Source organism: Flavobacterium frigidimaris (assembly GCF_002217275.1).
Taxonomy (GTDB): Bacteria; Bacteroidota; Bacteroidia; order Flavobacteriales; family Flavobacteriaceae; genus Flavobacterium; species Flavobacterium aquidurense.
The window spans coordinates 146,111-159,795 of sequence record NZ_MUGV01000013.1 but is presented as its reverse complement, the minus strand read 5'-3'; the positions used below and the strand labels follow the sequence as shown (position 1 = coordinate 159,795).

At 37.5% G+C, this 13,685-nt stretch carries 8 protein-coding genes; all 8 read right to left on the bottom strand.

What is annotated here, in order from left to right; translation table 11 throughout:
- Positions 1-4 precede the first annotated feature (4 nt).
- The 8 genes from epsC to B0A65_RS07060 all read right to left on the bottom strand — a co-directional run bounded on the left by epsC (position 5) and on the right by B0A65_RS07060 (position 13,680).
- Complete coding sequence (gene epsC, locus B0A65_RS07095; protein ID WP_074658594.1) at positions 5-829, bottom strand: serine O-acetyltransferase EpsC; 825 nt, start codon at positions 827-829, stop codon at positions 5-7.
- Between the two features lie 32 nt (positions 830-861).
- Positions 862-2,520, bottom strand: a complete 1,659-nt coding sequence (locus B0A65_RS07090) for an arylsulfatase (RefSeq protein WP_074659224.1) — start codon at positions 2,518-2,520, stop codon at positions 862-864.
- A 983-nt stretch (positions 2,521-3,503) separates the two neighbouring features.
- Positions 3,504-4,766: a YeiH family protein gene (locus B0A65_RS07085; RefSeq protein WP_074658592.1), complete on the bottom strand. Its 1,263-nt coding sequence runs from the start codon at positions 4,764-4,766 to the stop codon at positions 3,504-3,506.
- Positions 4,767-4,872: 106 nt separating this feature from the next.
- Positions 4,873-7,188: an arylsulfatase gene (locus B0A65_RS07080; RefSeq protein ID WP_083370404.1), complete on the bottom strand. Its 2,316-nt coding sequence runs from the start codon at positions 7,186-7,188 to the stop codon at positions 4,873-4,875.
- A 71-nt stretch (positions 7,189-7,259) separates the two neighbouring features.
- Positions 7,260-8,537 (bottom strand): mandelate racemase/muconate lactonizing enzyme family protein, encoded by a 1,278-nt coding sequence (locus B0A65_RS07075; protein ID WP_074658588.1) that lies wholly within the window; start codon positions 8,535-8,537, stop codon positions 7,260-7,262.
- A 10-nt stretch (positions 8,538-8,547) separates the two neighbouring features.
- Positions 8,548-9,813, bottom strand: a complete 1,266-nt coding sequence (locus B0A65_RS07070) for a hypothetical protein (protein ID WP_074658586.1) — start codon at positions 9,811-9,813, stop codon at positions 8,548-8,550.
- Between the two features lie 29 nt (positions 9,814-9,842).
- Positions 9,843-12,122 (bottom strand): arylsulfatase, encoded by a 2,280-nt coding sequence (locus tag B0A65_RS07065; protein ID WP_074658584.1) that lies wholly within the window; start codon positions 12,120-12,122, stop codon positions 9,843-9,845.
- Between the two features lie 28 nt (positions 12,123-12,150).
- Positions 12,151-13,680, bottom strand: a complete 1,530-nt coding sequence (locus B0A65_RS07060; RefSeq protein ID WP_026984574.1) for a RagB/SusD family nutrient uptake outer membrane protein — start codon at positions 13,678-13,680, stop codon at positions 12,151-12,153.
- Positions 13,681-13,685 lie beyond the last annotated feature (5 nt).

The following is a 13,685-nucleotide window of genomic DNA, read 5'->3' as shown; positions in this document are numbered from 1 at the left end:
TTTTTTAAATGGAATAAAAAATGGGCGCCGGAAAAGGATTATTGTCCCTGATCTTGATTTCATTTTTATGATAGACAACAGAATTTGAAGGTACAGTGTAGGTTAGCCAGACATTTCCTCCAATAATAGAATCTTTTCCTACTTTCGTCTGTCCGCCCAGAATAGTACTATTGGCATAAATAATTACATTGTCCTCAATGGTTGGATGTCTTTTTACAAAAGCCTCCTCTTTTTTTACACTCAAAGCCCCAAGCGTCACTCCCTGATAAATCTGCACATTATTGCCAATAATCGCTGTTTCACCAATTACAATTCCTGTTCCGTGATCAATGGCAAAATCAGTCCCAATCTCAGCACCGGGATGAATTTCAATACTTGTTTTAATATGTGCGTATTCCGAAATAGTTCTGGCGAGCAATTTTAAATCCTGTTTCCATAACTGATGAGAAAAACGATAAACTGCAATAGCAAAAAATCCAGGATAGGAATACAATACTTCCTCTAATGATTTTGCTGCAGGATCTTTTGTGAAAATCGTCAGGGCGTCATTTAACGCTTCCTTATGCAACAATGGTATGATGTTGAAAAAAGTGGTCGTCTGCTCTTTATCCTGCACCGTTTTTGTTGAAAAATCTAAAACTAGTTCGTCAAATTGGTTTTTAAGTTGAGTGAATTTGTATTTGATAGTTTCTTCTGACTCTAATGATTTTGATGTATTCGAGAACAAGATCACAAATAAGTTATCTACAAACTGGTGAATTAATTTCTTATCAGGAAGAATCAATAGCTCCTGATGCTGTTTGGCAATTTCCTGATAAAATGAATTCATAATTGATTATTTTAAAATTAGAAAAATGATTTTTATTTCTTCAAAAGCGCACCACCGGGCATCACTTCTGGTTTTAGTTTAAACTTGCTGTATTCTACAACTCCCGTTCTGTCTGCCCATTCAAAATAAGAAGCAGAAAGTTTGTTGACAATTCCCGGATTTTGTTGTGCGACATTGGTTGTTTCTCCACGGTCCGTTTCAATGTTGTAAAGCTCCCATTCATAAGAAGGATAAGTTGAAACTAATTTCCATTTTCCGTCACGAACCGCTCGGTTTCCGGCTCTTTCCCAAAATAATGGTGCGCCTCTGTTTACTTCAGAAACATTATCGAATAGAACTGGTAATAAGCTTTTTCCAGCTAATGGATTTGAATTAACACCATTGTATTCCTTCGGATATTCAATTCCGGCCAATTCGTAAAAAGTAGGAGCAAGGTCAATAATATGCCCGGTTCCTTTATCGATTCGGCCCGCTTTTATTTTTGATGGAAACCAGGCAATAAACGGCGAACTAAAACCACCTTCGTGCATGTTGTTTTTGTATTGCTGTAATGGCGTATTAGATAAATAAGCCCAGTTTTGTTCCTGATAATCAAACGATCCTGAAGTTCCTACAGGTCCGTCGTTTCGAACTAAACCTCTTCCAAGTGGATTGTAAGTATTGAATCCGCCTTGAGCACCATTGTCAGAAATGAAAATGATAAGCGTATTTTTATCTTTTTTTAGTGCTTTTAATTTCTCCAGAACTTTCCCCACATTCTGATCCATGTTGTCGACCATTGCGGCATAAACTTCCATTTTGGCTTTCCAGAATTGCTTTTCGTCGTACGTCAGTTTGCTCCATTCCGGAACTTCGGGATCTCTTGGAGCTACATTTTGATTGGCTGGTAAAATGCCGTTTGCTTTTAGTTTTTCAATTCTTTTCTCTCTTAAAATATCCCATCCTTCATCAAACTTTCCTCTGTATTTGGCAATATCAACTGGTTTTGCCTGCAGCGGCCAGTGCGGCGCTGTAAAGGCTAAATACAAAAAGAAAGGTTTATTTTCTTTGTTTTGCTCGTCTAAGAAAGTAACAGCATTATTCCCGATTTCATCTGTAAAATAATAGGAATCATCTTTTGGATGCAGTTCTTCATTGTTACGAAGCAATTTTACCGGATAAGGTGTTTTTCCGAAAGGCAAACCTTTGGTGTCAAAATAATTCGAAGCGCCTTTTAAGATGCCGTAAAATTTGTCAAAACCTCTTTGGTTCGGCCATTGTGCCTGATCTTCAGAACCAACATGCCATTTTCCTGACAAAATAGTGCTGTAACCTCCAGAACGGAAAACTTCTCCCAGAGTCAAAGATTCTTTATTCAGATAACCTTGGTAAGCCGGCAACCCTAAATTGACATCAAAAAATCCCATTCCGGCTTTGTGCTGATATTGTCCCGTTAAAAGGGAACCTCGGGTTGGCGCACAAATCGAATTATTGTAAAATTCGCGTAAGCGTAAACCTTCACTGGCTAATTTATCCAGATTGGGTGTTTTAATTTCAGAACCATAATTTCCTAAATCGGAGTATCCCATATCATCCACCATAATCAGAATAATATTGGGTTTTGATGTTGCATTTTGTGCATTCGATTCTATAGAACCTACAAATCCTGAAAGAAGGAGTGAAAATAGAATGCTTTTAACTTTGTAATTCATTTTAATAGTACTTTTTGTGAGTTGTTTTTTTGTTTTAAGCGATAAATATTCTTTAAGCTTTGCCATTTTTGTTGCCGCAGAAATGAACTTTTTATTATATTATCAATGATTTACTTGAAGCAAAAGCATCAAATAAATAGTTAAATAGCAATAAGAATTTTAAATAATCTGATAAGGTTTCGTTTTCTGATATTTGATTCGGAAGAAACATTTTTAAACGAAATAGTGAGGAAGAATTAGCAACAGCTGCACATATAACAAAGGCTGTTATAGGTGTGATTTTTAAGAAGAATGTAATTTAATCTGTTTGCTGTTGTTTTCAAAATGTAGCTCTTTAGGTTTTAAACTCTACTAAATCTATAGACAAAGTTAAATTTAATATAAAGATATCCAAATAAATATGTAATTATTTTTTAAAAAAAGAGCGTTTTTAAATTTAATTTATTGATTATTAGTTGTTTGAATTTGTTTTTTGCTTAGATCATAATTAAAAAAAGCATATATAAAATGTAATTTTAAATACATTTTATACATGCTTTAGATTTGAGGAAAGAATTTAACGGATTTTTGTCATTTCGAGGAACGAGAAATCACATAAAGTGAAGACACACAGTGCGTCGCTCTCTGGATGTGATTTCTCGTTCCTCGAAATGACTTTATCAGTGTTGAAAAGGGAATTTTAAAGAAATGATTAAACATAGCCCGAGGTTTCAACCTTGGGAACACAATGCATATAGCCGTTTCTCCCGCTCCCAAGGTTGAAACCTTGGGCTATGTCTAACATAAGCAGATCTATATGAATAAAATAGTTTCTATTTTTGTCTTAAATAGAAACGCTTTTATAATATTGCATTTAAACTTACGCGCTTCAACGGATTAAAATCCGCTGCTACAAATAGTTCGTTCCTACGCAACTTTGAAAAAAATCATTAAAATCTTTTAATCTGTGGCTTAAAAAACTTTGCACCTTTGCGAGATTAATTTTATTTTCCAAACAATAGAAAAGCAATAATCAAAGTCACAATCACATTAAACAATTGTGCAATTAAAAAGGCATACAAAGGTTTTCTGCTATTATTTTGAAGCAAATCTTTAAAATTAGTTTCTAAGCCAATGCTGGTAAAGGCTAATGCAAACCAGATTCCCTGCAAATTTTTTAAACTGTCTTTTACTGCGTCCCGAACTTCAGAAGTAAGGAAAAAAGAAAAAACAATTGAAGCCAGAATAAAACCAATAACAAATTTTGGAAAACGCTCCCAAATAACGCTTAAGGTAGGTTTTGATTCTTTGGCTTCCGCCGAATTATTATGCGTGTACGTCCAGTAAACTGAGATTGCAAATGCTGCTAATCCTAACAATACATTTTGAGAAAACTTAACAATGGTGCTAATTTTTAAAGCTGTTTCGCCCACCAAAGTTCCAGAAGCCACAACAGCTCCCGAAGTATCAATACTTCCTCCGAGCCAGGCGCCGGTTACTTCTTCAGGGAAATTGAAATATTTGGCAATTATCGGCATGAAAATCATCATTGGAATGGCGGTTACCAATACAATCGAAATCACATAAGACAGTTTTTTTGAATCGCCTTTGATTGCGCCGGAAGTTGCAATTGCTGCAGAGACACCACAGATGGAAACGGCACTCGAAATCATCATGGTCAATTCATCATCTACTTTTAATTTTCGGCAAAGCCAAAAAGCAAAATACCAAACAGATAAAACCACAATCAAAGCCTGAATTAATCCTAATGCCCCTGCCTTTAAAATATCTGAAAAAATCACACTTGTTCCCAGCAAAACCAATCCGATTTTCACAAAAACTTCTGTAGAAAGGGCAGAGCGAAACCATTCAGGAAGTTTCAAAAAATTTCCAATAGCCAAACCAATTATCAAACTGAAAATTACGGCTTCCAAATTGAGTGCTTTTACTTCAGTATTTCCTGCAATAATCAGAGCGAGAACAGTTAGAATATAAACAATTGGAAAAACCAGTAAAAAATATTTAACTGATTTTCCAATCAAAAAAGCACCGAAAGCACCAATTGAAATCAGATATAAAAATTGTATTCCGAGGATTTTTAAATTTTCGAAATCAAAAACATCTGAAATTAAATCGGTCCCGTTGGACCATTTGAAAACGGGAACTTCGGGAAGGAAAATAAATAACGAAATCCCGATGATTATAAATCCCAGAATTACGACTGTCCAGTCTTCGTGAATGGTAATTTTTTTTGGTTGAGTTGACATTTTAAATTAATGGTTATTGTTTAATAGAAAATAGAGTATAGAGTGTAGAAAATAGAAAAAATGTAAAGCGATCAAGTCGTGTGAATTGATCGCTTTTTTTCTAATCTTATTTATATTCTATGGTAACGTTATTCAGTTTTCCTGTGAAATTGAATGGAACTTTATATTTGTCTGAAACAGGAGAATTTCGATCTGCACCTACATCAATACCGTCTTTATAAATCGCAATTCTACCTTCGGATGCTACAATTGGTCTTTCTGCTACCTTTTGATCGTTGATATAGATTGATTCTGTTCCGGCAGGAAGATTACGGTCTTTGTTGCCTTTTGCAGGTTCAATATAGTTGAATTCAAATCTTAGTTTCGATTTTCCAACAGGTACTGGAATATTCGATTCCAAATGTTTAATGATACTTCCTGTGTTATGTGCTACAATGAATTTACCATCTTTAATAAATAAACTTAGTCCGTCAAATTCAGAACCGGAAGCAAAAAGAACGCCTTGTTCTGTTTTTGATTTTAGTTCGATATCAGCAGTGATTGTGAAGGGATCATTTTGAAATTGTGGTCCGCTGTAAGTAAGAAGCTGATCAATCCCAGGATATAAAACTACTTTGTTTTTCAATCCATAGGGGCTGCGTTCTCTTCCTCCGGCGCTGTGTCCTAATGCATTGTCACTTAATGGATATACGTTGTATTTAATTGCTTCGGCATCAAATAAAGCTTGTAATTCTTTTACCTTTTCAGGGTATTTAGCAGCCAAATCGATACGTTCGTTAAAATCATCATTCAGATTATAGAGTTCCCAAACATCCTTAGAGAAATCTGTTCCCGATTTGTGAAAAACCGAAGCTTTCCAACCCTCTTTTACAATCGCTCGTTTTCCAAAAAGTTCGTAATACTGAACAGTATGGCGGTTTGGCGCCTCGGCATTTTTAAAGGAGTAAACCAAACTGGTACCTTCTATTGGTTGTTGTTTGTAGCCTTTGATTACTTCGGGAACTTTTGCGCCAGTTAGTTCGTAAATAGTTGGGGCGATATCAATTACGTGTCCATATTGTGTATGAATTTCGCCTTTTTTAAATCCGCCATTTGGATAATAGACAATAAGCGGCTGATGTGTTCCTCCTTCGCTATTAGGATCTGCCTTCCATAAACGGAAAGGTGTGTTTGTAGCTTGTGTCCATCCTGAAGGAGCATCTTCAAAGGAATGTTCTGTTCCTATTTTATCAATATTTTTATACAATTCAGCAACCTGTTTATCTTCATCTAAACTGCTTATATAGCCATTCAAAGTTCCATTGGTTGGACTATGACTTGATCCATTATCTCCAATACTTACCAAAATAACCGTATTATCTGACTGTCCTATTTCTTTCAAATAATTAACAATGCGTCCAAATTCATAATCGGCATGCGTTAAAAATCCGGCATATACTTCCATAAAGCGAGCATAAACTTTTTTCTGTTCCGGTGTTAAGCTATCCCATGCTTTCACAGTTGGATCACGATCTGGTAATATAGCATTAGCAGGTATTACACCCAATCTTTTTTGACGTGCAAATACTTCTTCACGATACCAGTCCCAACCTTTGTCGAATTTTCCTTTGTACAAGTCACTCCATTTTTTATCTACCTGATGTGGAGAATGAATGGCGCCCGTAGCAAAATAAAGAAAAAACGGTTTTTCTGGTTCGATCGATTTCTGATTGGCAATATAGCTGATGGCTTTATCGGCCAATAAAGTAGTCAAATGTTTGCTGTTGGGTTCAATATCAATCACCTTCGCATCTTCGTATAAGTTCGGATGATACTGATCTGTATGACCTAATTGAAATCCGTAGAAATGATCGAAACCACGCCCTACGGCCCATCTGTCAAAAGGTCCATTTGAAGTAATTTCATTAAGCGGAGCCACATGATATTTACCCACGGCAAAGGTGTTGTAATTATTTTCATGTAAAACTTCTGCAATCGTTGCTTTATCTGCAGGCATAATTGCATCATAACCAGGAAAACCGCTCGAACTGTAATTCAGTGTTCCCATGTGTACCGAATGATGGTTTCTACCCGTTAGCAATGCTGCACGTGTAGGAGAACATACGCCCGTTGAGTGAAAATTGGTATAACGAAGGCCGTTATTGGCCAAACTGTCTAATACCGGCGTTTCCATAAGTCCTCCAAAGGCGCTTGCAGTACCATAACCTGCATCATCAATAAGAAAAACCACTACGTTTGGTGCTCCCGCCGGAGCTTTTTTCTTTTCGGGATGATACTCTTGCGACTCAGCGACGGTCCTTCCGATTTTTCCCTTAAATTCTTTATCTGAAGTTAATTGTCCCGATTGCTGTCCATAGGTATTCATTAATAGGGAAGATGCGAAAAGCATACTAATCCCAGTTTTGAAAATTATTTTATTCATTGTAATTTTTTTTAATGTTATATTATTTCCTCTTTGATGTAATTTGTATCCATTTTAGTTTTATGAATATTTTAAAGCAAAGTGTCAATCAATTTTTTATTCAGTGTAAAGCCAAAACCTGGATTGTCATTTACGACAATATTGCCGTTTACAAACTGTTCCGGAGGACTAAGAAGTTCGGCACGCCATGGCACTTCACCATAAGCAAATTCGAGAATGGCAAAATTTGGGATATTCGCGCACAAATGTGCCGAAGCTGCTGTTGCAACTGGTCCGCTTGGGTTATGTGGTGCAACACGTACTTGGCCTAAAGCATTCGCTATGGCCGCGATGTTTTTCAACTCCTGTACGCCGCCACAATGTTTTACATCTGGCATAATAATGCTCAATGCATTTGCCTGAAGCAAAGGGGCAAAACCCTGAACTCCAAAAATGGCTTCACCTCCTGCCAGATTTTGCTTGATATTGTCTTTAATTTCTTTTGTCTCCTGAACAAATTTTTCCGGATTTACAGGTTCTTCAAACCAGTAAAGATTATAGGACTCAAGCCTTTTGGCAGTTTCGATGGCTAAATCACGGTTTAAATGACTATGAACATCGATAAGCAATTCAATGTCATTACCAATGGTTTGGCGAATTGTTTGAATACAATTCACTGCATAGTCAATATCAGCTTTCAACTTTGAAGGGGAAGATGTTAACGGAGCCATTTCGTCGAAAGGAGCCAATTTAACTGCCTTGAATCCATTTTTCATAGCTTCTTCGGCGTTGCGCTGAAAGTTAGCTACTGATCGGTGTCCGCTATTTTCTTTATCATTGTTGGCACGGTTTATATTGGCATATACTTTCACAGTATCTCTCAGTTTACCACCCAGTAGTTCATATACCGGAACACCCAGAGCTTTGCCTTTTAAATCCCAAAGTGCCTGTTCAATGCCGCTAAATGCTGTTCCGGAAATTTTGGACTGAAGCGATTTCTTCCACGCAAGTTGCCTGAATTGTTCAATGTTGAACGGCGATTGGCCTTTTACAAGTTCAAAAAAGTAAGACAGTTCTTTATGCAGTGCTTTGTCTCCTTCACCAGAAAGACCACCAAAGGCATGCGACGCTTCACCAAATCCGGATAAACCTTTATCAGTAATCAGTTCAATGAAATACCAGCTTCCTCTTTGGTTAACTTTTACATTATAGACTTTAATGTCAGTTACCAAAAGCTTATTTCCAAAAGTTGACTCTGGATGGAAATCAGGCGAAGCACTCATTACTGATGGAACAAGCGGCAAAACAGCGCCCAATCCGGCTATTTTTAAAAACGATCGTCGTGAAGAATTGGATGTTCCTATTTTCATTTTTTCCGTTTTACTGTTTACTGTCCTCTTTGATAAAATCTCTAAAAGCCTTTGCTGTTTCTTCCAAAATTTCAGGAGAAGTAGTATTGGCATCATCGGTTTTTACATGAAAAAACGGATGAGCATACGACACACCTGCAAATCTTTTATATCCTTTTTGGGCAACATAAATAAGTTCTCCACCCGGATTTTCATTCGCCAAAAACTTTACTGCATTAATTCCGGTAAAAGCAGTGTTGAAGGAGTTTTTTACCGGATCATTAAAGAAGAATCTTCGTTTAGGATCAGCATTGGTTTGTTTTACTAATCCTGAAGGGGTGTTTTTAAATTCCAGCGTTGCTGCACCTGCACCAAAATGAATCCACAGATGCGTTTTTTCTACTGGCGGTGCATTTCGTTCCAAATATTCATGTGCGCCTTTAAAAGCATGTTCATGACCTGAGTTAGCCGTAAACACAAAGGTATATTTCGATTTTAAGGAAGCTGCCCATTTGGCCAATGACAACCAAATGGCAATACCTGAACCCCGTTCTCCACCACAAGTAAACCAACCACTAATAGGAGTGGAGATTACAATGTATTGTTCGCCGTTTCCAATTGTACCGTAAACATTGCGGCCTTTTACCTCTTTAAAAGTCCCATTTATGGCCAAAGTAACTGCTGCGCCGTTTTTTACAAACGCCAACGCCTTAGCACTGTCTTTTGGAGCAATTAAAATAATTGGCACTTTCCACGGCTGCTGATCTTTATTGGTATTATAGGCTTCAATTTCTCCCGACTGATTGTCGGTTATAGCAATTATACCCTTAACTCCCAGATTAATAATTGAATCTATATATTTTTTTGGATTCCCTTTTTGTTGTTTAAGCGGAAGATGAATTAGGGCGATATTACTTTTGGTATACGCTTTAACTTTATCTGCTTCAACAAGGGTACCGGTCACGGTTCGATTAATGCTCTCGTTTACCCACCATAGAGGAAAGGCTTTTATAGTTTCTTTTCCGCTTGATAATGATACTTTCTCCGGGAAGAATTGTCGAATAGGAAATTCGAGATATTTAACATCGTATCCATAAGAAGCAAGTTCCTTACCCAACCAATCTGAAGTTGCCAGATCGGTTGGTGTTCCGGTGCGGTGTTCGCCAAGTGAAACATATTTTTGGACAGTCGAAAACAGTTGTTTGCCGTTAAAAAAATCAGCTTCGGATTTGTTCTGACCAAATGTGGTAACACCGTATAACAGCAGAGCTGCAATGATTGAATATTTTGATTTCATATACTTTCTTATTTATCGTTTAGAATAAATTATTGCACGCTTTGTTCAATCACAATCCTGGTAACTTTTCCTTTAAAATCAAACGGCGCAGGATAGGTTTTGGTGACTGGCGAATTTAAATCTCGACCAACGCTAAGTCCTTCACCTGATATACTGTTAATGTATTTTCCACGGATGATATTACGCTCTTCAGCTACTTTTTCGCCATTTAGAAACAATGCAATATTTTTCGAATCTGGATATTCAATTTTGATGGTGTTTTTACCGGCCTGAATTGGTTTTGATGCCGTCAGGATTTTTTGATCCACTCCATTATTAAGAAGATAGTGTAATTTCCCTCCTTTGATATAGAGGCTTGAACCGCCCAATAAACCTCCATTTGCGAATATAACCCCTTCATCAGTTTTTGCAGCAGTTTCGATATTGGCCGTAATGGTTACAGCTCCTTTTCCAATATTTACCTGGATTTTTTGAGATGTTCCTTCAAGAATTACCGTTTTTGGCTTAATAACTGGCTTGGCCAATCCTTCCTGATAACTGTGTAAAGGATATACGTTATTGCTTTTGGCTTCGCTATCAAACAAATCCTGAAGTTCTTTTAGCTTTTCCGGATACTTTGCAGCAAGATCATTGATTTCATTCCAATCTTCATTCAGGTTATAAAGTTCCCATTTGTCCTGACTGAAAGGTCTCGGATTAAAATTTGGATCTGTGCCAGTTTCACCAGAAAAATTTCGAGGATGATAAACACTTGCTTTCCAGCCATCTTTATAAATCGAACGGCCACCATGAAGTTCATAGTATTGAACATGATGACGTGTTGGTGCTTTTTCGTCATTTAAAGAAAAAGCAAAACTTGTTCCCTGTATAGGCCATTGCGGATAGCCATTGATAACTTCAGGAACGGTAACTCCTGTAAGCTCAACTGTTGTCGGTAAAATGTCTGAAACATGACTGTATTGTGTGCGAATACCTCCTTTTTCTTTTATTCCTTTTGGCCAGCTAACAATCAACGGATTGTGTGTGGCTCCTTCACTGTTGGCGTCGCTTTTCCAGTATCTAAAGGGGGTATTACAAGCCTGAGACCAGCCTAATGGATAATTAGGATTTGTATTTTCTGTTCCGATTTTATCCAGATTTTCAAGCAAAAATGGTACATCACCAGTAAGACTGCGTTCTCCTGAACTTATCCCCAATGATCCTGTATAAGTTCCTTCTTTACTTCCTCCGTTATCTCCAATTACTAAGAAAATGATTGTATTATCAAGTAAATCGGAACGTTTTAAAAAATCGATTACGCGGCCAATTTCGTGATCAGTATACGAAAGGTAACCTGCATAATTTTCCATGAAACGGGCAAATACTTTTTTCTCATCTGCGGATAGGCTATTCCATTCCTGAACACCTGCCTGACGCGGAGGCAAAACAGTTCCTTTTTGTAATAATCCCTGAGCTGTTTGTCTGTTGAATACCTCTTGGCGGTACCAATCCCAACCTTTGTCAAACTTGCCTTTGTATTTATCACTCCATTCTTTGGCAACATGGTGTGGGGCATGGGTTGCACCTGTAGCATAATACAAGAAAAATGGTTTTTCAGGATCGGTTGATTTTTGATTTGCAATGTACGAAATGGCCTTATCTGCCAATAATTCGTTCAAATGTTTGGTGTTAGGTTCAATATTGACATCATTGATACCATCAACAAGTTGTGGGTGCCATTGATCTGTTGCACCACCAATGAACCCATAGAATTGCTCAAATCCACGTCCGGTTGGCCAACGGTTAAACGGACCAGTCAGACTTTGCTGTGCTGGTTGTATACCGTGCCATTTACCAAGTGCAAAGGTATTGTAACCATTTTCACGAAAAATCTCAGCAACTGTTCCGGCTTCTAACGGAATTTCACCTAAATAACCAGGTTCACCTATTCCTAATTCGGCATGATGTCCCATTGCTACTTTGTGATGGTTTCGTCCAGTTAATAATGCAGCTCGTGTTGGACTACAGATACCTGTTGTATGAAAATTGGTATAACGCAGACCATCGTTAGCAAGGGCTTCAAAGCTTGGTGTTTCTGCTAAACCACCAAAAGCTGATGAAGCGCCAAAACCAACATCGTCCAGCAAAATCCATAATACATTTGGTGCATCTTTCTTAGCTTTTACTTTTTCGGGCCACCATTGAGTAGATTCGTCAAGCGTTTTTCCAATCTTTCCCTGAAAAGGCTGAATAGGTTCATGCTGTGCTATGATGGAAGTACTAACTCCCAATAGAGCCACTGTTGCAATTAAAATTTTTTTGATATTCATTGGTTTAAGTTTTTCTCGTTAGTATTAGTTATTCCCAACCAGGGTTTTGAGTTAGCTTTTTATTTCGTTCAATTTCAAATTGAGGAATTGGGAATAGATAATGCCTTGCTGCCACGTTTGTTTTTCCAACCGCCTGAAGATTTTTAAGCAAAGTTCCTCTTCCTTCCGGTCCAACGCCTGTAGCTTCGCTTCCTGTTTGACGGATGAGGTCGAAGAATCGTTGGTATTCGCCAACCAATTCTAACCTTCTGTCAAGGTAAAGTGCTTCACGAAACTGATCTTTTGTCAAATCTGGTGTAAGATCATCCAAACCTGCTCTTTTCCTTACTCTATTAAGCGAAGCATATGCTTTTGCAGTTGGCCCGTTTAATTCATTCTCTGCTTCTGCATGAATTAGCAAAACTTCAGCAAAGCGAATGATATTGGCATTAGCTTCTGATTTTCCTGTGCTTGCAAAATTTGGATCCCAATATTTATTCAGATAAGGAACAGAATCACCAGGGATTTTAATGTCGTTGAGAGTTCCGTACCATTTTCCATTTGTCGGACTTTTGTATTTGGTCACAAAACTTACATTGCGTCTTTTATCTTTGGCTGTATATAATTTATAAATGCTGAAAAATTTATCCGTTCCTTTGGTATAAAAGGTTAATTGATCACCGTAAGAGCCTTTTATTCCAGGTACTCCTGTTGCGATATCTCTCCCGGTTACGGCATTAGTTATATTTGCAGCTGAATTAAACTGAACCGAAAAGATATGTTCCTTGCTGTTTTTGTAAGCAGGCAAAAACACTTGTGAGTAGTCGCTTAATAATACATAACCATAGCTGCCATTTATTACTTCTTCGGCAGTAGTTACGGCATTTGCCCAATCTCTTTTTGTAAGATATACTTTTGACAATAGTGATTTTGCTGCACCTTCTGTGGCGCGACCAACTTCTCCGGTTGATCCGGCCTTAAAGTTGTTTACAGATTCCTTTAAATCTGTTATTATTTGCGCATAAATTTCAGTTGCAGTATTGCGTGGTACCTGCAGTTGTTCAATCGGAAGTTGCGTTTGATCGGTCAATAATAACGGTACGCCTCCAAATTGTCTCACTAAATCAAAATAATACAAAGCGCGTAAGAATCGGGCTTCACCCAATAATCTGCTCTTTAATTTTTCATCCATTGTTACTTCCGGTATTCTTTCAATGGCGACATTTGCCTTGTTAATACCTGAATAATGTTGTTGCCAGCTTTCTTTTCCACGAAGTAAAGTAGATGAATGCGCTAAAGCGGAAAGCGATCTAACATCCGGATTTGGTGAACCAGGTCCGGCACTCAAATCATCTGTCATAAAATCCATTCCGGTATTGTACAGCGAATTATATATCGGCTGTCCCACAATATCATTTTGATTTAAGTGAAAATAGATTGAGTTGACCGCTGCAACAGCATCATTTGATGTTTTGTAAAATTGACCAGGTGAAATAAATGATTCTGGATCTTCTGAGAGTCCGGTACAAGCTGCCAAACCCAATGAAATAGCAGTAAGTAATATATATATCTTTTTCATTTTGA

What these genes read in the sequence shown, in the direction of transcription:
- epsC (WP_074658594.1), bottom strand. Translation starts at nt 829, where the DNA reads ATGAATTCATTTTATCAGGAAATTGCCAAACAGCATCAGGAGCTATTG.
- B0A65_RS07090 (WP_074659224.1), bottom strand. Translation starts at nt 2,520, where the DNA reads ATGAATTACAAAGTTAAAAGCATTCTATTTTCACTCCTTCTTTCAGGA.
- B0A65_RS07085 (WP_074658592.1), bottom strand. Translation starts at nt 4,766, where the DNA reads ATGTCAACTCAACCAAAAAAAATTACCATTCACGAAGACTGGACAGTC.
- B0A65_RS07080 (WP_083370404.1), bottom strand. Translation starts at nt 7,188, where the DNA reads ATGAATAAAATAATTTTCAAAACTGGGATTAGTATGCTTTTCGCATCT.
- B0A65_RS07075 (WP_074658588.1), bottom strand. Translation starts at nt 8,537, where the DNA reads ATGAAAATAGGAACATCCAATTCTTCACGACGATCGTTTTTAAAAATA.
- B0A65_RS07070 (WP_074658586.1), bottom strand. Translation starts at nt 9,813, where the DNA reads ATGAAATCAAAATATTCAATCATTGCAGCTCTGCTGTTATACGGTGTT.
- B0A65_RS07065 (WP_074658584.1), bottom strand. Translation starts at nt 12,122, where the DNA reads ATGAATATCAAAAAAATTTTAATTGCAACAGTGGCTCTATTGGGAGTT.
- B0A65_RS07060 (WP_026984574.1), bottom strand. Translation starts at nt 13,680, where the DNA reads ATGAAAAAGATATATATATTACTTACTGCTATTTCATTGGGTTTGGCA.